Origin of the sequence: Pseudomonas sp. CBZ-4 (assembly GCF_000346755.1) — a bacterium.
Lineage (GTDB): Bacteria > Pseudomonadota > Gammaproteobacteria > Pseudomonadales > Pseudomonadaceae > Aquipseudomonas.
Genome location: NZ_ANNV01000183.1, coordinates 22,871 through 44,646 on the forward strand (window position 1 = coordinate 22,871; position 21,776 = coordinate 44,646).

A 21,776-nucleotide genomic window follows, 5' to 3' on the forward strand; every position below is an offset into this window, starting at 1 on the left:
CCTCACACACTGATTGCGATTGGCTGCGGATGGCTGGCCAACAGACGTTTGATTTCCGGTACACAGGAGCCGCATTGCGTGCCGCAACCCAGCTCCCGCTTGAGCCCGTCCAGGTCCAGGCCACGGGTTATGCCCGCGCACACGGCGTTCTCGCTGACGTTCTTGCAGTTACACACCACCTTGCTGCTGGCCGCCGCCCCCCCCGGCGGTGCACTGAGTGGCGCCAACAGCCAGCGCCGCAGTTGATCGTCGGTACGCCCCTCCAGCCACAGGCTTTGCAGCCAGTGGCGCGCCAGGGTTTCCCCGGCCAGGCGCAACGCGGTGATGCGGCCTTTTTCGATTTTCACGCGCTTGCCAATGGAACGGCGCGGGTCGTCATAGGCCATCACCGGGCCGTCATTGAGCCCGAGCAATTGGTCGATACGCGTCAGCAGTTGCAGGTCGGGCGCTTCGCTGTGCGCCGCACGCAACAGCAGGGCCGGGCGCTCGCGTCCGGCCAGGCTCAGGCTGACGTAGGCAAACGCCTCGCATAGCGGGCGCAACGCGGCAAAGTGTTGCTGCACATCGCCTTCGATCAAGGCGAACAACTGCCACGGCAGGTTCACCGCCTCCAGGCGCACACCGCTGTGCTTGAGTTCCGGCTGTTTCGACAGCGGGTCGAACGCCGGTTGGGTGAGGGCATTCACGCCGCCCTTGAGAAAACGATCCCCCCAATGCATCGGCAGGAATGCCTGGCCAGGGCGCACGCTGTCGTCAGCGCTGACCGCCACGATCACTTGGCCGCGACGGCTTTTCAGGTTGACCAGATCACCGTCTTTCACGCGATGGCGGCGCATTTCGTCTGGGTGCAGGCTCAACAATGCCTCGCTGACGTGTCCGAACAGCTGCGCGGCGGTGCCGGTGCGGCTCATGCCATGCCACTGGTCACGCAGGCGGCCGGTGATCAGGGTCAGGGGGAAGCGTGCATCACGCTGTTCCTTGGCCGCGCGGTAAGGGTCGGCGACGAACTGTGCACGCCCACTGGCGGTAGGAAAGTGGCCATCGGTGTACAAGCGTGGCGTGCCAGCCTGTGCACCTGTAGGAAACGGCCATTGCTGTGGGCCGATCTTGTCGAGCAAGGCGTGGCTGATGCCCGACAGGTCGAGATCGCGTCCGTGGGTCAGCCGTTTGTACTCCTCAAAAATCTGCGCTGGCTGCGCGAAGGCAAACAGGCTGTCCCGCCCCGGGCGTAAACGACGCTCCAGACGCTGTGCGAAATCCACGGTAATTGCCCAGTCCGGCCGCGCTTCCCCTGGTGGGGCGATGGCGCGGCGCACGTGGGAAATACGCCGTTCGGAGTTGGTCACTGTGCCTTCTTTCTCCCCCCAACTGGCGGCGGGCAGTAACAGGTCGGCATAGGCTGCGGTTTCAGTGGTGTGAAAGGCTTCCTGCAACACCACAAAAGGGCAGGTTGCCAAGGCCGCGCGCACGGCGTTCTGGTCCGGCAGCGATTGGGCCGGGTTGGTGCAGGCAATCCACACGGCCTTGATCTTGCCCGCCTGCATCTGCTCGAACAGCTCGACCGCGCTCAGCCCAACGGCGGCGGGCAGCGACGCCACGCCCCAATACGCCGCGACCTCTGCGCGATGTTCAGGGTTCGCCGCCTCCCGATGCCCCGGCAGCAGGTTCGACAAGCTGCCCGTTTCGCGCCCACCCATGGCATTCGGCTGGCCCGTCAGGGAAAACGGGCCACAACCCGGCCGTCCAATAGTCCCGGTGGCCAGGTGCAGATTGATCAGCGCGCTGTTTTTTGCGCTGCCGGCGGTGGACTGGTTAAGCCCCATGCACCACAGCGACAGGAAACTGCTGGAGGTGCCCACCCACTCTGCGCACAAGCGCAGTTGCTCGACGCTGATCCCGCACAGCTGCGTGACCATCTGCGGCGTGTAGTCATGGACCAGGCGTTTCAGCTCGGCCAAACCCTCGGTATGGGCCTGGATAAACGTGCGGTCAATCCAGTCTTCCCACAGCAATAGATGCAAAATCCCATGGAACAACGCCACATCGGTGCCGGGCAAAATCGCCAGGTGCAGGTCAGCCAGATCGCAGGTGTCTGTGCGCCGTGGGTCGATCACCAGCACTTTCATCTGCGGGCGGCGTGCCTTGGCTTCTTCCAGGCGTCGGAACAGTACCGGATGGGCGTAGGCCATATTGCTGCCGACGATCATCACGCAGTCACTGCTTTCCAGGTCTTCATAGCTGCATGGCGGCGCATCGGCCCCCAGGCTGCGTTTGTAGCCGACCACTGCCGAGGACATGCACAGCCGTGAGTTGCTGTCGATATTGTTGGTGCCCACCAAGGCCCGGGCGAGCTTGTTGAAGCTGTAGTAGTCCTCGGTCAGCAGTTGCCCGGAGATGTAGAAGGCCACGCTGTCCGGCCCGTGTTCGGCGATGGTCTCGGCGAACACGTTTGCCGCGTGATCCAGGGCCGTGTCCCAGTCGGTGCGCGCCCGGGCCATGCCTTTGCCCAGGCGCAGTTCTGGGTACAAGGCGCGGGCGGACAGGTCGCCGGTCAGGTGCAGGCTGGAACCCTTGCTGCACAATTTGCCGAAATTGGCCGGGTGGCTCGGGTCGCCCTTTACCCCGAGGATCTGCGCACCGTCATGTTCGATCAGCACGCCGCAACCCACGCCGCAATAGCAGCAGGTGGACGCGGTGGTCTGGCGGTTCATCACACGGCGTCCCGCAGGGCCAGCAGCACCCGGCCGTTTTCCACGCGGGCCGGGTGATGGTGGGCGCAACCGATGTCCGGCGCCTGGGCTTCGCCGGACGCCAGGTCGATCTGCCAGTTGTGCAGCGGGCAGGCCACGCGCTTGCCGTAGATCAAGCCTTGGGACAACGGGCCGCCCTTGTGTGGGCAGCGGTCGTCGAGGGCGAATACTTCATCGTCACTGGTACGAAAAATCGCGATATCGCCCTTGGGCCCCTGGATGATGCGCGAGCCCAATACGTTGATCTCGTCGAGGGCGCAGATATTCAGCCAGTTCATGCCGGCACCTCCAGCTGTTGGACAGGGATGACATCGAATTCCTTTTTCAGCAGCGGCTGTTCCAGGCGCTCCTTCCACGGGTCTTGTTCGAACGACAGGGAAAACTGCAGGCGTTCATTGAGGGCCTGGCGGCGCGCGGGGTCTTCCAGCACGGCTTTCTTGATGTGCTCCATGCCGACCCGTTGCAGGTAGTGCACGGTGCGCTCAAGGTAGAAGGCTTCTTCGCGATACAGCTGTAGGAAGGCGCCGTTGTATTCGCGTACTTCTTCGGCGGTCTTCAGCTTGACGAAAAACTCCGCGACCTCGGTCTTGATCCCGCCATTGCCGCCGATGTACATCTCCCAGCCGGAGTCGACGCCGATGATTCCTACGTCCTTGATTCCGGCTTCCGAGCAATTGCGTGGGCAACCGGACACCGCCAGCTTGACCTTGTGGGGCGACCACATATTGAACAGGTCATGCTCCAGCTCGATGCCCAGTTGCGTGGAGTTCTGCGTGCCGAAACGGCAGAATTCGCTGCCCACGCAGGTTTTCACGGTACGGATGGATTTGCCGTAGGCGTGGCCAGACGGCATGTCGAGGTCTTTCCACACGCCCGGCAAGTCCTGTTTCTTGATCCCCAGCAAGTCGATGCGCTGACCGCCGGTGACCTTGACCATGGGCACGTTGTACTTGTCGGCCACGTCGGCAATGCGGCGCAGCTCCGAAGGATTGGTCACACCGCCCCACATCCGTGGGACTACGGAGTAGGTGCCGTCTTTCTGAATATTGGCGTGGGCCCGTTCGTTGATCAGGCGCGATTGCGGGTCGTCCTTGGCTTCGCCGGGCCAGGTGGAAATCAGGTAGTAGTTCAGCGCCGGGCGGCAGGTGGCGCAGCCGTTGGGCGTGCGCCAGTTGAGGTAGCTCATGGTGCCGGCGATGGTCAGCAGGTGCTGGTCGCGGATGGCCTGGCGGATCTGCCCGTGGTTGAGGTCGCTGCAACCGCAGATGGCTTTTTCGCTTTTTGGTTTGACGTCAGCCGCACCGCCGACGGTGTTGATCAGGATCTGTTCCACCAAGCCGACGCAGGAGCCGCAAGAGCTGGCCGCCTTGGTGTGCTTTTTCACCTCATCGACACTGAACAGGCCCTGTTCCTGGATCGCCTTGACGATGGTGCCCTTGCACACGCCGTTGCAGCCGCAGACCTCGGCGTTGTCGGCCATGCTCATGGCCTTGTCCTGGCCCTGGTGGCCTACGTCGCCCAGGGCGTTTTCGCCGAACATCAGGTGGTCGCGGATCTCGCCAATGGCGTGGTTCTCACGGATCTGGCGGAAATACCACCCCCCGTCGGCGGTGTCGCCGTACAGGCAGGCGCCGACCAGGATGTCGTCCTTGATCACCAGCTTCTTGTACACGCCGCCAATCGGGTCGGAGAGGGTGATGGTCTCGGTGCCTTCGCCGCCCATGAAGTCACCGGCGGAGAACAGGTCGATACCGGTGACCTTCAACTTGGTCGAGGTCACTGAGCCCTTGTAGGTGGCAAAACCCAGCTGGGCCAGGTGATTGGCGCAGACCTTGGCCTGTTCGAACAGGGGCGCCACCAAGCCGTAGGCGATCCCGCGATGGCTGGCGCACTCGCCGATCGCATAGATGCGCGGGTCGTAGGTTTGCAGGGTGTCGTTGACCAGAATCCCACGGTTGCAGGGGATGCCGGATTTTTCCGCGAGTTCGGTGTTGGGCCGGATGCCGGCAGCCATCACCACCAGGTCGGCGGGGATGATGTCGCCGTTCTTGAATTGCACCGAGCCGACGCGGCCATTGCCGGCGTCATGCAGCGCCTGGGTCTGTTCACACAGGCGAAACACCAGGCCACGGCTTTCCAGCTCGGTTTGCAGCAACTGGCCGCTGGTCTTGTCCAGCTGCCGCTCCAGCAGCCACTCGCCGATATGCACCACGGTCACGTGCATGCCGCGCAGCATCAGGCCGTTGGCGGCTTCCAGGCCGAGCAGCCCGCCGCCGATGACCACCGCATGCTTGTGGGTCTTGGCGGTGTCGATCATGACCTGGGTGTCGGCGATGTCGCGGTAGCCGATCACGCCCTGCAAGGTGTTGCCAGGGATCGGCAGGATAAACGGCGTGGAACCGGTGGCGATCAGCAGGCGATCGTATTCGGCTTCGCTGCCGTCTTCGGCGATCACCACGCGTTTGACGCGGTCGATCTGCACCACTTTGCGGTTGAGCAGCAGCTTGATGTGGTTATCCAGGTACCAGCTGAGGTCGTTGAGCACGATCTCTTCAAAGGTCTGTTCACCGGCCAGCACCGGCGACAGCAGGATGCGGTTGTAGTTGGTGTAGGGCTCGGCGCCGAACACCGTGATGTCGTACAGGTCGCTGCTCAGCTTGAGCAATTCTTCAAGGGTGCGAACCCCGGCCATGCCGTTGCCGATCATCACCAATTTGAGTTTTTTCATGTCGTTCTCCGCAATGGCTCGACAAATCACGCGCAAACAAAAAAGGCGCCCCCGCTAGCTAGCTAGCGAGGACGCCTTTGTCCTGGTCCCGTTCTGTCGGGAAGCACGGCCCTTCGTCGTTGAAGGGGCGGCTATATGTGTGTTGTTGAAGGAGCTAATGCAGTGCTTGTGCCAAGTTGGCCTGCCCCTGTTTTTATTGGGTTTGCGCCGGATCCGGCGAGCTTGTTTCGCCCTCTAGTGGTGCAACAGCCAGTACAACAGCACCAGATTGAACAGCAAAGACACGGCCGCCAGGGTTTGCCAGACCTTGAGCGGTTCACGCTCCAGCAGCGGCCTGGGGCGCACGCTTAATTCGCGGCGATCGGCCTGCTCCAGGGCCCGCAGCCATTCCTCGGCCGTTTCGTAACGTTGTGTGGGGTGAGCGGCCACTGCCCGTTCCAGGCAGAGGGGTAGCCATTCGGGCAGGTCGGGACGGTAGCGGCTGGCGCTGACGGCCTGGGTGAAGCGCGGCCGTTGAAAGGCTTCGATCTCACCGTAGGGATAATGCCCGGTCAGCAGGTAATACAGCGTCACGCCAACGCTGTATAAATCCTGCTGGGCCGTAGGAAGTTCACCGCCGAAGGCCTCGGGGGCGATAAAGCTCGGGGTGCCGGGCAGCAAGTGGGCGCGGTCTTCCGAGAGCCCCGGACAGTAGGCCAGGCCGAAATCCAGCACACGCAGTTCGCCGTCGTCCCCCAGCAGCAGGTTCTCCGGTTTTATGTCGCGGTGCAGGATCTGTCGCCGATGCAGCAGGCCCACCGCCCGCACCAACCGCTCGGCGATGGACTGCCATTGCGCCAGGGGCAATGGGCCTTGTTGCTGGAACAACTGCGCCAGGGTTTGCCCCGAATATTCACGCATCACATAGTACAAATGCTGACGCGCGCTGGCGGCATGGACTTCAGGAAACGCACGCCCGGCGACCCGGCGCAGAAACCATTCCTCCGACAGCAAGGCCTGGCCCGCATCGTTGTCGTCGTCACGGTTGAGCGGCAGGGTTTTCAGCAGCCAAGGTTGCTGTTGGGCATCGCGCACCCGGTACAACAGTGACTGTTGGCTCTGGGCCAGCAGGCTTTCCACTTGCCAGCCTTCGAAGTGTTGTCCGGCTTTTAATCGCGGCGGCAGGGGCCACTGCTGCAACTGCACCAGTGCATCGCCGAGGGTCGCGGCGCCGAGTGTGTCGATCCGCACCAGCAAGGCGCTGGCATTGTCCTGGCTGCCGGCCAGGTGCGCGGCGTTGACCAAGGTGTTGACCGCCAGGTCGAGGTCGCTTTGCTCCCGCAGGATCGTGCTGATGCTGTTGTCGCCCAAGGTGGCCCACACACCGTCGCTGACCAGCAGGAAGCACTCGCCCTCACGCAGTTCGCCGTCGAGAAAATCCAGCACCAGGTGTTGATCCAGGCCGAGGGCGCGCTTGAGCACATGCTGCATGCCCGGCTGTTCCCACACATGGTCTTCGCTGATGCGTTGCAGCTCGCCCTCCAGCCAGCGATACACCCGGCAATCGCCAACATGGGCCAGGGTGAAGCGCTGGCCGCGAAACACCAGGGCGCTGAGGGTGGTCAGCAGCGGCTGGCCACTGCCATTGGCTTGCAACCAGCGATTCTGCGCGAGCAGCAAGCGTTCCAGCGCCTGGGCCACGCCCCAGGTCTGCGGCGTGGCGTAGTAGTCGAGGGCCAGCGCCTGCAAGGTCGAACGGGCGGCCAGGCCGCCGTCGGCGCATTGGCTCACGCCGTCGGCCAGCGCGCACAGGTAGCCTTTGCTCGCGGCCAGTTCGGCCACGGGCGTGACCACCCGCAGCGCGTCCTGGTTTTCCGGTCGTGGGCCGATGGCGCTGGCGTGGGCGATGCTCAGTCGCAGGCTCATCAGACGCGCGCGGCCGTTACGGCGGCCGAGCCCCAGGTGGTGCGCCAGCGACGTTTCACGCCATGCAGGCCGAACCAGGCCAGCACGCCGAGGCTGGCGAACAGCCACAGGGCCAATTGATAGCTGCCGGTGCTCTGTTTGATCGCGCCCATGCCCGCCGCGAGGGCAAAGCCGCCGATACCACCGGCCATGCCGATCAAGCCGGTCATCACGCCGATTTCGCGGCGGAAACGTTGGGGTACCAATTGGAACACTGCGCCATTGCCTGCGCCGAGGCCGAGCATGGTGCAGACGAAAAGCGCCAGGGCCGCGTAGGAACTCGGCAGGTTGAAGCCCACTGCGGCAATGCAGACCGCCGCCACGCCGTACATGCCGAGCAGGGTGCGAATCCCGCCGAAACGATCGGCCAGGGCGCCGCCCAATGGGCGCATGAGGCTGCCGCCGAACACACAGGCGGCGGTGTAGTAGCCGGCCGCCACCGGGCTCAGGCCGTACTGGTCGTTGAAATAGCCGGGCAGGGCGCTGGCCAGGCCGATAAAGCCGCCGAAGGTCACGCTGTAGAAAAACATGAACCACCAACTGTCGCGGTCGCCCAGGGCCTTGAAGTAGTCGGCCATGGCTTTGGCTTTTGGCCGTTCCGGGGCGTTGCGCGCGAGCCAGGCGAAGACGATCAGGGTCAGGATCAAGGGAATCAGGGCAAAACCGAACACATTGCTCCAGCCAAACGCGGCGGCCAGCACTGGCGCCAGCAACGCCGCAAACACGGTGCCGGAGTTGCCCGCACCGGCGATGCCCATGGCTTTGCCCTGGTGTTCAGCGGGGTACCACTGGGACGCCAGTGGCAAGGCGACCGCAAACGACGCGCCAGCCATGCCAAGGAACACACCCAGCAGCAAGGCTTGTTCGTAGCTGTGAATCCCGAGTTTCCAGGCGCCGAACAACGCCGCGATCACGATCACCTGGCCGATCAGGCCGGCGGTCTTGGGCGACAGCTTGTCGGCCAGCATGCCCATCAAAAAACGCAGCACCGCGCCGGCGAGGATCGGCGTCGCAACCATCAGGCCGCGTTGTTGTGTGGTCAGGTGCAGGTCGGCGGCAATCTGGATCGCCAGCGGGCCCAACAAATACCAGACCATGAAGCTCAAATCGAAATACAGGAACGCGGCAAACAGGGTCGGGGTGTGCCCGGATTTCCAGAAGCTTGATTTCATCACGCACCTCAACGGTTGGGAGTCTTGTAAGAAGGCCTGGTGATGGAGCCGCCGGCGAAGGCCGCCCCACCGGCCCCAGGTTCTGGGGCCAAAACGCAAAAACGCCGCCACCGGGTTCGCGAGGGGCAAACCGGATGTGCGACGTCTTTGTCGTGGAGGGGCAACCGCCGTTGGTTACCTGTAGGGATCCTTTAGCAAGAGCTGAGCCAGATCAGCCGAGCAACTCGCTCATGGCGATAATCTGCTCCGCCACCTGGATCAGTTTCTGCTGGCGGCTCATGGCCTGGCGGCGCATCAGGGTGTAGGCCTCTTCCTCATTGCAGGCCTTCATTTTCATCAGCATGCCCTTGGCCAGTTCGATGCGCTTGCGCTCGGCCAACTGCTGGTCGCGGGCCTGCAACTGGGCACGCAGGGCCTGGTCGCTCTCGAAGCGCGCCATGGCCACGTCGAGGATCGGTTGCAGGCGCTGGGCCTGGATGCCTTCGACGATATAGGCGCTGACGCCGGACTTGATCGCCTGGCGCATCACATCGGGATCGTGCTCGTCGGTAAACATCACGATGGGCCGAGGCTGGTCGCGGCTGACCAGCACCACTTGTTCCATCACGTCACGGCCGGGTGACTCGGTATCGATCAGGATCACGTCCGGGCGCACCGTTTCGACGCGCCCGGGCAGGTCGATGGTCAGGCCGGACTCATCGATCACCTCGAACCCGGCCTCGATCAGCGCAGCCTTGAGCCGCCCGACTTTGCGCGGGGTGTCATTGATCAACAGGATTCGCAGCATATCGGTCTTCCTGTCAGCGCTGGGCCTGGCGGCCGGTAGGATCAGTCATGGCGTGCAGACGGAAACTGCGCGCATAGGCGGCGGGGTTGGAACCGTCCCAGAGCTTGCCGTCGATCAATTGGCTGCTGCGCATGTCCTGGGCGATGGGGGTGACGCCAACGGCGCTGGCGGCTTTGCGATACAGCGTCAATTGCTGCACCTGGCGGGCAACTCCGAGGTAGTCCGGGTCTTCGCGCAACAGGCCCCAGCGGCGGAATTGGGTCATGAACCACATGCCGTCCGAGAGATACGGCAGGTTCACCGCGCCATCGGCAAAAAAACGCAGGGCATGGGGGTCTTGCCATTGGTGGCCGAGGCCGTCGTCATAGGTGCCGAGCAGGCGGGGTTCGATGCAGTCGAGCGGCGCGTCGAGGTAGTCGCGGGCGCTGAGCAGTTGGGCGGTGGAGCGGCGGTTTTCCTGGCTCTGTTCGATGAAGCGGCTGGCTTCGAGGATGGCCATTACCAACACGCGGGCGGTGTTGGGGTATTGCTCGACAAACGCCTGGGTACAGCCGAGGACTTTCTCCGGGTGGTCTGGCCAAATCGCCTGGGTGGTTGCCAAGGTAAAGCCCTGGTTTTGTTGCACCGCGCTGGCGCTCCAGGGTTCGCCGACACAAAAACCATCGATACGCCCGGCTTGCAGGTGCGCGACCATTTGCGGCGGCGGCACCACCACGCTGTTGACGTCCTGCAGCGGGTGGATGCCTTGGCTCGCCAGCCAGTAATACAGCCACATGGCGTGGGTGCCGGTGGGAAACGTCTGGGCGAAGGTCAGTTTTGTGCGGCTTTGGTGCACATGGCGATCCAGTGCCTCAGGAGTGACCACGCCTTGCTGTTGCAGGCGGTGAGACAGGTTGATGCTCTGGCCGTTCTGGTTCAGCCCCATCAGCACCGCCATGTCGGTGGGCGCTACACCGCCGATGCCCAGGTGCACGGCATAGATCAGGCCGTACAGGCTGTGGGCGGCGTCCAGTTCGCCGCTGACCAGTTTGTCGCGCAGGGTGGCCCATGACGCCTGGCGCTTGAGGTTGAGTGTCAGGCCATAGGGTTGGGCGAAGCCCTGGGTGGCGGCAACCACCAGCGAGGCGCAATCACTCAGGGCCATGAAGCCCAGGTCGAGGCTGCTCTTCTCCGGCGCGTCACTGCCGTTGACCCAGGCCAGTGGGTCTCTTTTCAGGTGGTTATCTGCCGGTTCGTTCATCAACACCTGCCTTTTCTCTGAAAAAAAAGCGTCGTTCCCTCGGATGGCGCTAGAGGCCATTGCAGGGTAACGACGCCTTTGTCCGTAGGCCCGTGCCTTCGTTGGCGCGCGCTCTGATGAGTGTATGTAGCAATGCACATGCCATGGGCAGGGGGGAGGTGTGCCGTCAGTTTTCCGTCAAGATTGAAAACTGGCTGGCTCTCAGTATGGCCGCTTTGTCACGCCAGGCTGCCGAGATAACCAAGGTGAAGAGTGCTTTCCCTGCAAGGATGACCCGCCACCGGCTGTGCAGCTGGTTGTTGTGCGCTGCGTTAGCGCTGGGCACCTGCGCAGCCAGGGGCGAGCCCTACCGGGCGCAGGAGGAGAACCTGCAGCGTTTTTTTACCGCGCTCTCGGTGCCACTGGGCTTGTCAGTGGTGCTCAGCCGCAAAGTCGCTCGCCTGCACGTCAGTGGGTTGTTTGATTTTGATGCGCCGCAACAGGTCCTGGAGGTACTGGCCATGCAGGAGGGCCTGATCTGGCATCGCGATGGGAAAGTCCTGTACCTCTACGAAGCCGATGAGGTGAGGAGCTCGGTGGTGGCGTTGCGGCACATTTCCGTCGACAGGCTGCGGGGCCTGATGCGTCGTACGGGGCTGGATGAGTCCAGCTATCCCTTGCATAAAAGCGCGGAACGCATGTTCTCCGTCACGGGGCCGCCAAGCTATGTCGATCAGGTGCTGCGCATGGCGCAATTGATGGATCGGCCACCTGCCCAGCCGCGCGTGGAGTTGCCCGCCGTTGGCGTGGTGCAGGTGTTCAATGTCAACGTCGCTGATCGTCAATTTGGAGTGGGTGCGGACACGGTCAGCGTGCCGGGGATGGCTTCGATGATCGAAGCCCGGTTGTCCAGCGAGCACAAGACGCAACTGGCTGACGGCAGCCTTACGTTCATTGCCTATCCAGACACCAACAGCCTGCTGATCCAGGGCAAGCCCGACCAGGTGAGCCTTATCAAGCAGTGGGTCGCGGAGCTGGATGTGCTCACCCGGCCGGATGAGGTCTCGTTGTGGCAGGTCGGTGCCGACCACAACGAACTCAAGACCCAGACGGCCCCTCCCGGGCCATCACCCTTGACGGCGGAGCAGCATGAGCGTGTGCATCGCGCGTTCATGCAACGGGGTCGCGAAATTTCTCCATGAATAGGGCGCTTGTCCATGCACCTGGAAATACTCCTGCAAGAGCAACTGATCAGTCGCAAGCGTCTGGCGGCGTTTGCAGTGGGCAAGGTGTTGCCGCTGACACCTGAAGTCATTCGCTGTGTGGAGGTGCGGGTCAATGGTCAGTTGATGGCTTTGGGAGAGTTGGTGCAATTGGAGGATCGATTGGGTGTTGAGTTGCATGAGGTTTACCAGGATTGGGTCGCTCGGTAAGGCTGGATAAAGAATCGTCCTACTGAGCACCTGCGAAAAGCGCTGGATGAATGGGTTTTTCCCTAGGGCGAGGTGTAGGACTGCTTCTTATAGTCGTGATGTTGGCGGGTGAGCCAGTACAGGGAATAAGGATTTCAATGTCAGTAGTTGGATGCAGAGGTGCGTATGGCGGTCGTGATTGACGGGTCAGCGACGTCTCTTGTTTTTGCCCGTTGGACCTTGCATGGCGATGGTCGGTTGACGGGGGGAGGGACAGACGTTCAGTTGCCACCCAAGGAGGGTTTGGTGCTGCGGTTGCTGCTGGGGTCTGGTGGCACGTTGATGACCAAGGACCGCTTGCTGGAACTCGCATGGCCCAGAGGCGAGGTGGCCGAGGAGTCGCTGACACGATGCATTTACTCGTTACGCAAGCACTTGAAAGCCGACAAGGGCTTTATCAAGACGATCTATGGCAGGGGGTATCGGTTTACTTGTCCGGTGCAGGCGGGAAGTGCTGATGCGAAGCAGGTGGCGCATGTGTGTGCGGTGTGTGGTCAGGTCAACAATGTTTGAAACCTGGGGGAAAAGTCTGTTGTTGAGCCTGTTGATGGGCAGCAGCCCGGCGCTGGCATACTGCTGGGATGAAGTGGCCAGCCGTTACGACCTTGAGCCGGAGTTGCTGCAGGCCATCGCTGCTGTCGAGTCGGGTTACCGCGCGCAGACCATCAACAATGCCAACAGCAATGGCACGCGGGATATCGGCTTGATGCAGATCAACAGCATTCATCTGCCCCGCCTGCTGAAGCTGGGCATTACGGAAGAACGGTTGTTGAGCGAGCCGTGTCTCTCGGTGGAGGTGGCAGCGTCGATTCTTACCGAGTTCATCCAGCGCTTTGGTTACAACTGGACGGCTGTCGGCTCCTATAACGTCGGTGGCGGGGCAGGCCCCAAACGTGATGCCTTGCGCCTGCAATACGCGCAGAAGATCTGGGCACGCTACGAAGAGCTGGTTGCCAATCGCCCATGACGATTGACGGCACGCCTCGCATGCAGCCCGCCACCCCGGCTATAATCGTCGCCACCTTTCGCCGCCATCCGAGTCTAGCCCGCCCATGTATACCCTGGCCCGCCAGCTGTTGTTCAAACTTTCCCCGGAAACCTCCCACGATCTGTCCCTGGACCTGATCGGTGCAGGTGGCCGCCTGGGGCTCAATGGCCTGGTATGCAAGGCACCGGCAAAGATGCCGGTATCGGTGATGGGGCTCGACTTCCCCAACCCGGTCGGGCTGGCGGCTGGCCTGGACAAGAACGGTGCGGCCATCGATGGCTTTGCGCAGCTGGGTTTCGGTTTTGTCGAGATCGGCACCGTGACCCCGCGTCCACAGCCGGGCAACCCCAAGCCGCGTATCTTCCGCCTGCCGGAAGCTGAAGCGATCATCAACCGCATGGGCTTCAACAACCTGGGCGTGGATCACTTGCTGTCGCGGGTTCAGGCGGCGAAGTACAAGGGTATCCTCGGCATCAACATCGGCAAGAACTTCGACACGCCGGTGGAGCGTGCGGTGGATGACTACCTGATCTGCCTGGACAAGGTCTACGCCCACGCCAGTTACGTCACCGTCAACGTCAGCTCGCCCAACACCCCGGGCCTGCGCAGCCTGCAGTTCGGTGACTCCCTCAAACAATTGCTCGAAGCCTTGCGCCAGCGCCAGGAAGACCTGGCCGTGCGCCATGGCAAGCGTGTGCCGTTGGCAATCAAGATTGCCCCGGACATGAGCGACGAAGAGACCGTGCTGGTGGCCCAGGCCCTGGTGGACTCGGGCATGGACGCAGTGATCGCGACCAATACCACCCTCAGCCGTGTTGGCGTCGAAGGCCTGGCCCATGGTGACGAAGCGGGCGGCCTGTCGGGCGCGCCGGTGCGTGAGCAGAGCACCCATATCGTCAAGGTCCTGGCAGCCGAACTGGCCGGGCGCTTGCCGATCATCGCCGCCGGTGGCATCACCGAAGGCCAGCATGCGGCCGAGAAGATCGCGGCTGGCGCCAGCCTGGTGCAGTTGTACTCCGGTTTTATCTACAAGGGCCCGGCGTTGATTCGCCAGTCGGTGGATGCGATTGCGGCACTGCGCTGATGCCTTGACTGTGGGAGCCCGCTCCCACAGTAATTTTCAGCCAATAAAAAGGGCTCCATAAAGGAGCCCCCTGGGCCGAAGCCCGCCGCCCGGATAGGACGTGCGTGGTTAAGTCGTTACATCTTCAACAGTGTATGTCGGAATTGAATGCCCTGATTAGCCGACGGCGTGAAGTTCGTTGAGTCTGTGGATTCCCGCAGTGCCAGTCATACCGTCCCAGTTGTCGCCGCGTCCTTCTCGCCAGCCGTTGATCCAGGCTTGGCGTACCGACGGTAGAGTAAATGGGCAAAGCTCACGGGATTTGCCATGAACGCCATATTGATATCCGCGTAAAAATGCTCTTTCCAACGGATCACGCTTAAGTCTTCTCATAGGGTGTTTCCCTCACTTGTTGACTGTCTTGATATCCTTCGGCCTCGTCTGGGGCCGGGCAGAGTTTTTCTGCCGTTGGTGGGCTCGCTGCCGGCGTGGCGAGCCTATGTGTCGGCGTCGTTACGGCGCCAACCTGTGTTGAGTTCTAACCAATAGGTCACATGGATTCAATGATCGTTTTGTCATAAGCACGTAACGATAACGATGCTATAGCCATAAGCTAGGGTGGCTTTTCGCCCCATTTAATGGGCAAAGCCAGCTATGATGCAGCCTGCAAAGAGGATGGGTTTAATCCTTTAGTGAGAATGTCCGCCCGTTGCAGTCGGTTACTATTCGACGAAGGGTCGGAATATTTCCTTTTGTTACGCCACATTATCTATCTGCCCCGTCAACCACGGCCTAAAGGCCTGGCAGGCGGGGTGGGACGGCACATTCGTGCCACGCGAGCACTCTTCAAGAAAAGTGCTTGATTGAAAACCGAGCCGGCGATGCGTCGCCCGTTCATTTATTGCTGAAAAGCCTGGAATGCCCCATGTCGGACCGTTTTGAACTCTTCCTCACCTGCCCCAAGGGCCTCGAAGGCCTGCTGATCGAGGAAGCCGTCGGGCTTGGCCTTGAGGAAGCCCGCGAGCACACCTCGGCCGTGCGCGGCATGGCCGACATGGAAACCGCCTACCGCCTGTGCCTCTGGTCGCGTCTGGCCAACCGCGTGTTGCTGGTACTCAAGCGCTTCCCGATGAAGGACGCCGAAGACCTCTACCACGGTGTGCTGGATATCGAATGGGCCGAGCACATGGTCCCCGACGGTTCCCTCGCCGTGGAATTCAGCGGTCACGGCTCGGGCATCGACAACACCCACTTCGGCGCGCTGAAGGTCAAGGATGCGATTGTCGACAAGCTGCGAACCCCGACCGGCGAACGTCCGTCCATCGACAAGATCAACCCGGACCTGCGCATTCACCTGCGTCTGGACCGTGGCGAAGCGATCCTGTCCCTCGACCTCTCCGGCCACAGCCTGCACCAGCGCGGCTACCGCCTGCAGCAGGGCGCTGCGCCGTTGAAGGAAAACCTGGCGGCCGCGATCCTGATCCGTGCCGGCTGGCCGCGCATTGCTGCCGAAGGCGGCGCGCTGACTGACCCGATGTGTGGCGTGGGCACCTTCCTGGTGGAAGGCGCGATGATCGCTGCCGACATGGCGCCCAACCTGAACCGTGAGCTGTGGGGTTTCACCACCTGGCTCGGTCACGTCCCGGCGCTGTGGAAGAAACTGCACACCGAAGCGTCGGAGCGTGCCGCTATCGGCATGAACAAGCCGCCGTTGTGGGTGCGTGGCTATGAAGCCGACCCGCGCCTGATCCAGCCTGCGCGCAACAACATCGAGCGCGCCGGCCTGAGCCATTGGATCAAGGTCTACCAGGGTGAAGTCGGCACCTTCGAGCCGCGCCCGGACCAGAACCAGAAAGGCCTGGTCATCTGCAACCCGCCGTACGGCGAGCGTCTGGGTGACGAAGCCAGCCTGTTGTACCTCTACCAGAACCTTGGCGAACGCCTGCGCCAGGCGTGCATGGGCTGGGAAGCGGCGGTGTTCACCGGCGCGCCGGACCTGGGCAAGCGCATGGGTATCCGCAGCCACAAGCAGTACTCGTTCTGGAACGGCGCGTTGCCGTGCAAATTGCTGCTGATCAAGGTCAACCCGGACCAGTTCGTCACCGGCGAGCGCCGCACCCCGGAGCAGCGCCAGGCCGAACGTGAGCAAGCCGCTTACGATCAAGCCCCGGTGGAGCCACAAGAGCGCCAGTACAACAAGAACGGCAACCCGATCAAGCCAGCCCCGGCGCCAGTGGTTGAACAGGCGCGCCTGAGCGAAGGCGGGCAGATGTTCGCCAACCGCCTGCAAAAGAACCTCAAGTTGCTGGGCAAGTGGGCCAAGCGTGAAGGCGTTGACTGCTACCGCGTGTACGACGCCGACATGCCGGAATACTCCATGGCCATCGACCTGTACCACGATTGGGTCCATGTCCAGGAATACGCCGCGCCGAAGTCCATCGACCCGGAAAAAGCCTCCGCACGCATGTTCGATGCCCTGGCCGCGATTCCCCAGGCGCTGAACATCGACAAGAGCCGCGTGGTCGTCAAACGCCGCGAGCGTCAGAGCGGCACCAAGCAGTACGAGCGCCAGAGCGCCCAGGGCAAGTTCACCGAAGTCAGTGAAGGCGGCGTGAAGCTGCTGGTCAACCTCACCGACTACCTCGACACCGGCCTGTTCCTCGACCACCGCCCGATGCGCATGCGCATCCAGAAAGAAGCCGCCGGCAAGCGTTTCCTCAACCTGTATTGCTACACCGCCACCGCGAGCGTGCATGCAGCCAAGGGCGGCGCGCGCAGCACCACCAGCGTCGATTTGTCGAAGACTTACCTGGACTGGGCGCGTCGCAACTTCTCCCTCAACGGTTTCTCCGACAAGAACCGTCTGGAGCAGGGCGATGTGATGGCATGGCTGGAAGCGAGCCGCGATGAGTTCGACCTGATCTTCATCGACCCGCCGACCTTCTCCAACTCCAAGCGCATGGAAGGCATCTTCGACGTGCAGCGTGACCACGTGCAGTTGCTCGACCTGGCCATGGCCCGCCTGGCACCGGGCGGCGTGCTGTACTTCTCGAACAACTTCCGCAAGTTCGCGCTGGAGGACAACCTCGGCGAACGCTACGCGGTCGAGGAAATCAGCGACAAGACCATCGACCCGGATTTCGCGCGTAACGCGAAGATCCACCGGGCGTGGAAAATCACCGCGCGCTGATCGCCGTCACTTAAAGCCGCAAGCCTGGAATATTCCGGCCTTGCGGCTTTTTTACGCTGGTCAAATACAGGCCCGATGGCTATAACTTAACGCCTAGCCAAAGTGACACCCCCCGCACGCTGGCGTTGTGAGTGTTGCCTATGCCGTTGCAAGCCGTTCGCCCGAAAATCCTTGGTTTTATCAGTGAGCAGGCATCGGCTTGGCTGGTGGCATTGGTGGTGTTATTGGCGGGGGCTGCGCTGACGCTGATTGTCGCGTGGGCGGCGTCCAACCTCTATCAGCAACAGCTGCGCCAGCGCTTTCAGTTGCTGGTCAATGAACGCTACAGCCGCCTGCAAGAGCGCTTTGAGGACCAGGAGCAACGCCTGGGTAGTCTGCGGCGTTTCTTCGTCAATTCCGGCGACGTATCCCGTGAAGAGTTCGACGGCTTCGCCCAACCCCTGCTGCTGCGCGCCCGTGCCTATTCCTGGGCGCCGCGGGTGTTTCGCGATCAGCGCAGCGCGTTTGAGCAGGAGGTGTCACGCCAACGCGGCAAGCCTTTTGTCATTCGCGAGCTGGACGCCACGGGCGAGTTGGCCCCAGCGCCCGAGCGCGATGAATACGTGCCGGTGCTCTACAGCCAGACCCAGAGCCTGCTCGGTTCGCCATTGGGCTTTGACCTGCTGGCCCAGCCACTGCGCCGTTCAGCCCTTGAGCGTGCGCTGAAGACCGGCAAGATGGCGGTGTCGCAACCCATGCAACTGGTGGGGGTGGAACCGTCCTATGCCGCTGGCGTATTGCTGGTAGCCCCCGTCAGCAAGCTGCCGGACAGCCAGCAATCCCAGCCCGAAGCCTATGGCTTCGTGATGGCGGTGATCAGCATGCGGCAGTTGGTGGCCGATGGCTTGCCCAAACCCAACCGCGACAACCTGGTGATGCAGATCATCGACACCTCCGACACCCAGAAGCGCGTGCTTTATGCATCCAGCAATGCACCAGGCAGCAGCGACCTGGCCGCCGCGCGCCGGCTGACCCTGGGCGATCACGTCTACGCCCTGAGCCTGCAAGCGAGCCAGGTGTTCGACCAGGCCAACCACTCTTCGATGAACACGATCCTGACCATGGGCGGCCTGCTCAGCCTGCTGCTCAGCGCGTTGCTGTATGTGCTGGTCAGCCAGCGTCAGCGCGCGCTGAAAATGGTCGAGCAACGCACCGAGCAATTGCGCCTGAGCGAGCTTGAGTTGCGCGGCGCCCATGGTCAGTTGCGCAGCGTGCTGAACGCGGCGACCCAGGTGGCGATCATTGCCACCGACCTGCGCGGCGTGATCAATACGTTCAATGCCGGCGCCGAGCAGATGCTGGGCTTCAAGTCCGATGAAGTGCTGGGCCGCCTGACCCTGGAAAGCCTGCACCTGGCCCCCGAGCTGGACGCGCGCGCCGCCAGCCTGAGCATGGTCATGGGCAAGCGCATCCCGCCGAGCCAGGCGATGCTGGTAGAAAGCCCTGACCACCAGCACGAGGCCCGCGAGTGGACCTTGAAACGCCAGGATGGCAGCCAGTTGACGGTGAATATGCTGGCCACGGTGTTGCTGGATGACCATGGCTTGTGGGTGGGGCACTTGGCGATTTACCTGGACGTCACCGAACAAAAGCGTGCCTACGAAGCCTTGGCTGCACGGGATCGCCTGCTGAAAAAACTCAGCGCCCATGTTCCCGGCGGGATCTTCCAGTTCACCCTGGAGCCCAAGGACAACTGGCGTTTTATCTACGCCAGCGATGGCATCCGCGATATCTACGAGATTGAACCGGGGGTGTTGCAACTGGACGCCAGCAAGGCGCTGGAACGTATTCATCCACTGGACATCGAGCGGGTGCGGGCTTCGATTCGCTTGTCGGCGCTGCAATTGAGCCATTGGCGTGAAGAGTATCGCGTGCAGTTGCCGCAGCGGGGCGTGCGCTGGATTCGCGGCGAAGCTACGCCGGAAGAGCTACCCGGAGGCGGTACGCTGTGGCATGGCTATGTGTCGGATATTTCTGATCTGAAACGGGTTGAGGAGGAGCTGCGCGCGCTGTCGATTACCGACTCCCTGACGGGTATTCATAACCGTCGGTATTTCCAGGATCGCCTCAAGGCCGAGATGGTGCGGCTCAACCGGGTGTCGGGGTCGCTGTCGCTGATCATGCTGGATATCGACCACTTCAAGCGGATCAATGACCAGCATGGGCATGGCGTGGGCGACGGCGTGTTGCAGGAGTTGTGCAAGCGCATCAGCGTGCGCCTGCGGCGTACCGACGTGTTCTGCCGCCTGGGTGGGGAAGAGTTCATGGTGCTGTGCCCCAACACCGATGGCGAGCAGGCCTACAGCCTGGCGATGGAGTTGTGGCAGTCGTTGCGCAGCGAGCCGATGGAGCCGGTCGGTATTGTTACTGCGAGCTTTGGCGTGGCCAGTTGGCGCGTTGATGAAGGGATTGACGGTTTGTTGCTGCGCGCGGACTCGGCGGTGTATGTCGCCAAGCAGACCGGTCGGGATCGGGTGGAGGCCCGGGATAGCGGCAGGTCAGTCAACTGATGGGTGACTGAGCGATCGCCATCGCGGGCAAGCCCGCTCCCACATTTTGATCGGGTTCACACCCCTTTTGCTTTGCGAACCCAATCCACTGTGGGAGCTGGCTTGCCTGCGATAGCGGCGTGTCAGTCACAGATATGCAAATTGACACTCTGCCATCGCGGGCAAGCCCGCTCCCACATTTTGATCGGGTTCACACCCATTTTGCTTTGTGAACCCAATCCACTGTGGGAGCTGGCTTGCCTGCGATGGCGGTGTATCAGTCACTCATATGCAAACTGACACTCTGCCTTCCGGGGTCAGAGAACGGGCGCAGCCGCCGCCAGTTTCGGCTGGCGATACAAGTCCAGCAGCACTTGATCCAGTACCGACGAAGCGCCCCACGGCTTCGGATCGTTGAGGATTGCCACCACTGCCCAGGTGTTGCCGTTGTTGTCGCGGCTGAACCCGGCAATGGCGCGCACGGTGTTCAAGGTGCCGGTCTTGACGTGGGCCTCGCCGCGCATGGCGGTGGTCTTCAGGCGTTTGCGCATGGTGCCGTCGGTGCCGGCAATCGGCAGCGAGCTGATGTATTCCGCCGCATACGGGCTTTTCCACGCGGCCTGCAGCATCGCCGCCATTTCCCGGGCGCTGACCCGTTCGGCGCGGGACAGGCCGGACCCGTTCTCCATCACCAGGTGCGGCGCAGTAATGCCTTTTTTCGCCAGCCACTGGCGCACGACGCGCTGGCCGGCCTTGGCGTCGTCGCCGTCGGCATCGTTGCGAAACTGCGCGCCCAGGCTCAGGAACAACTGCTGGGCCATGGTGTTGTTACTGTATTTGTTGATGTCGCGGATGATTTCCGCCAGGTCCGGCGAGAACGCGCGGGCCAGGACCTTGGCGTCCTTCGGCACCGGCGCCTGGATATCGCGGCCCTGGATGCTGCCGCCCAGTTCCTGCCAGATCGCCCGCACGGCGCCGGCGGTGTAGGTGGCGTGGTCGAGCAGCGACAGATAAGTCTGCGAGCTGCAGCCATCGGCCAGTTGGCCGCTGACGGTGACCGTCACGCTGCCATCGGCGGCGGTGACCGGGTTGTAGCGCACGTCGCCGGTGCACTGCTTGGTGTTGGACACTTTGACCTGGTTGTCGATACGGATACTGGCAATCGGCGGCTCGACGGACACGATGACCCGGCCTGAGTCATTACGGGTCACGAAGCGCAGGGCCTTGAGGTTGACCAGCAAGGCGTCGGGTTTGACCAGGAAGGGTTTGTTCTCGTCGTTGCCGTCGTCATTGAACTCGGGCAACAGCGGCTGTTTGAAGAAGGCACGGTCCAGCACCAGGTCACCGGTGACTTGCTGCACGCCGTTGGCACGCAGGTCGCGCATCAGCAGCCAGAGTTTTTCCATGTTCAGCTTGGGGTCGCCGCCGCCCTTGAGGTACAGGTTGCCGTGCAACACGCCACCGCTCAGGGTGCCGTCGGTGTAGAACTCGGTTTTCCACTGGTGGTTGGGGCCAAGCATTTCCAGGGCGGCGTAGGTGGTGACCAGCTTCATGGTGGAGGCCGGGTTGACCGAGACGTCGGCGTTGAAGATGGTCGGCGTGCCCGGGCCGTTCAGGGGGATCATCACCAGGGACAGTGCGTTGTTTTGCAGCTTGGCTTTGGACAGTGCCTGCTGGACGTTGGGTGGCAGGGTGTTGTTGACGGTGGCGGCGGTGGCAGAGAAGGCCAGCGGCAGAAGAAGGCCGGCAAGGAGCAATGGACGCAAAGATTTGATCATAAAGAATAAAACCCTACTGCTGAGGAGGGTGAAAAAGGCGAGGGGTAAATAAGAAAAATCCCTCATTGGTCACGAAATTGTCGGCATTATGCCCCAAGGTGGGGCCTCTTGTAGCTGAACGATAGCTGGAAATCGGCGTTTTTTTGCAGGCAATTTG

16 protein-coding genes are annotated in these 21,776 nt (G+C 62.2%); 7 read left to right on the plus strand and 9 right to left on the minus strand.

What is annotated here, in order from left to right:
• Nucleotides 1-2: 2 nt before the first annotated feature.
• The 7 genes from B348_RS0129215 to B348_RS0129245 form a co-directional block, all read right to left on the minus strand.
• The gene (locus tag B348_RS0129215) at nucleotides 3-2,711 is read right to left on the minus strand and encodes a nitrate reductase (protein WP_017739566.1); all 2,709 of its coding nucleotides are present in this window, start codon (nucleotides 2,709-2,711) and stop codon (nucleotides 3-5) included.
• Nucleotides 2,711-3,028 (minus strand): nitrite reductase small subunit NirD, encoded by a 318-nt coding sequence (gene nirD, locus B348_RS0129220; RefSeq protein ID WP_017739567.1) that lies wholly within the window; start codon nucleotides 3,026-3,028, stop codon nucleotides 2,711-2,713. Before nirD ends, B348_RS0129215 begins: the two co-directional genes overlap by 1 nt.
• Nucleotides 3,025-5,478 (minus strand): nitrite reductase large subunit NirB, encoded by a 2,454-nt coding sequence (gene nirB / locus B348_RS0129225; RefSeq protein ID WP_017739568.1) that lies wholly within the window; start codon nucleotides 5,476-5,478, stop codon nucleotides 3,025-3,027. Before nirB ends, nirD begins: the two co-directional genes overlap by 4 nt.
• 234 nt (nucleotides 5,479-5,712) lie before the next feature.
• Nucleotides 5,713-7,383, minus strand: coding sequence for a bifunctional protein-serine/threonine kinase/phosphatase (locus tag B348_RS0129230; RefSeq protein ID WP_017739569.1), 1,671 nt, complete (start codon nucleotides 7,381-7,383; stop codon nucleotides 5,713-5,715).
• Nucleotides 7,383-8,594, minus strand: coding sequence for a NarK/NasA family nitrate transporter (locus B348_RS0129235; RefSeq protein ID WP_017739570.1), 1,212 nt, complete (start codon nucleotides 8,592-8,594; stop codon nucleotides 7,383-7,385). Before B348_RS0129235 ends, B348_RS0129230 begins: the two co-directional genes overlap by 1 nt.
• 211 nt (nucleotides 8,595-8,805) lie before the next feature.
• Complete coding sequence (locus tag B348_RS0129240; protein WP_017739571.1) at nucleotides 8,806-9,381, minus strand: ANTAR domain-containing response regulator; 576 nt, start codon at nucleotides 9,379-9,381, stop codon at nucleotides 8,806-8,808.
• Nucleotides 9,382-9,394: 13 nt separating this feature from the next.
• The gene (locus B348_RS0129245) at nucleotides 9,395-10,621 is read right to left on the minus strand and encodes a CmpA/NrtA family ABC transporter substrate-binding protein (RefSeq protein ID WP_017739572.1); all 1,227 of its coding nucleotides are present in this window, start codon (nucleotides 10,619-10,621) and stop codon (nucleotides 9,395-9,397) included.
• A 206-nt stretch (nucleotides 10,622-10,827) separates the two neighbouring features.
• Between B348_RS0129245 and B348_RS01000000130425 the strand changes: the two genes are divergently transcribed.
• The 5 genes from B348_RS01000000130425 to B348_RS0129270 all read left to right on the plus strand — a co-directional run bounded on the left by B348_RS01000000130425 (nucleotide 10,828) and on the right by B348_RS0129270 (nucleotide 14,144).
• A complete protein-coding gene (locus tag B348_RS01000000130425; protein WP_256204515.1) occupies nucleotides 10,828-11,802 on the plus strand; it encodes a secretin N-terminal domain-containing protein in 975 nt (324 codons plus the stop codon).
• A gap of 15 nt (nucleotides 11,803-11,817) precedes the next feature.
• On the plus strand, nucleotides 11,818-12,033 hold the full coding sequence (locus B348_RS0129255) for a FliM/FliN family flagellar motor switch protein (RefSeq protein WP_017739574.1): 216 nt from the start codon (nucleotides 11,818-11,820) through the stop codon (nucleotides 12,031-12,033).
• A 165-nt stretch (nucleotides 12,034-12,198) separates the two neighbouring features.
• Nucleotides 12,199-12,585, plus strand: a complete 387-nt coding sequence (locus tag B348_RS0129260; RefSeq protein WP_017739575.1) for a winged helix-turn-helix domain-containing protein — start codon at nucleotides 12,199-12,201, stop codon at nucleotides 12,583-12,585.
• Entirely contained in the window at nucleotides 12,578-13,039 is a 462-nt protein-coding gene (locus B348_RS0129265) for a transglycosylase SLT domain-containing protein (RefSeq protein WP_017739576.1), read from the plus strand. Before B348_RS0129260 ends, B348_RS0129265 begins: the two co-directional genes overlap by 8 nt.
• Nucleotides 13,040-13,124: 85 nt before the next feature.
• A complete protein-coding gene (locus B348_RS0129270) occupies nucleotides 13,125-14,144 on the plus strand; it encodes a quinone-dependent dihydroorotate dehydrogenase (protein WP_017739577.1) in 1,020 nt (339 codons plus the stop codon).
• Between the two features lie 156 nt (nucleotides 14,145-14,300).
• On the opposite strand, the gene rmf is transcribed toward B348_RS0129270, so the two are convergent.
• Complete coding sequence (gene rmf, locus B348_RS1000000131355; protein WP_002553055.1) at nucleotides 14,301-14,516, minus strand: ribosome modulation factor; 216 nt, start codon at nucleotides 14,514-14,516, stop codon at nucleotides 14,301-14,303.
• Between the two features lie 532 nt (nucleotides 14,517-15,048).
• Here rmf and rlmKL point away from each other — a divergent pair.
• Entirely contained in the window at nucleotides 15,049-17,313 is a 2,265-nt protein-coding gene (rlmKL, locus tag B348_RS0129275; RefSeq protein ID WP_017739578.1) for a bifunctional 23S rRNA (guanine(2069)-N(7))-methyltransferase RlmK/23S rRNA (guanine(2445)-N(2))-methyltransferase RlmL, read from the plus strand.
• 140 nt (nucleotides 17,314-17,453) lie between these two features.
• On the plus strand, nucleotides 17,454-19,862 hold the full coding sequence (locus B348_RS0129280) for a GGDEF domain-containing protein (protein ID WP_017739579.1): 2,409 nt from the start codon (nucleotides 17,454-17,456) through the stop codon (nucleotides 19,860-19,862).
• Nucleotides 19,863-20,158: 296 nt separating this feature from the next.
• On the opposite strand, the gene dacB is transcribed toward B348_RS0129280, so the two are convergent.
• The gene (gene dacB, locus B348_RS0129285; protein WP_017739580.1) at nucleotides 20,159-21,619 is read right to left on the minus strand and encodes a D-alanyl-D-alanine carboxypeptidase/D-alanyl-D-alanine-endopeptidase; all 1,461 of its coding nucleotides are present in this window, start codon (nucleotides 21,617-21,619) and stop codon (nucleotides 20,159-20,161) included.
• Nucleotides 21,620-21,776 lie beyond the last annotated feature (157 nt).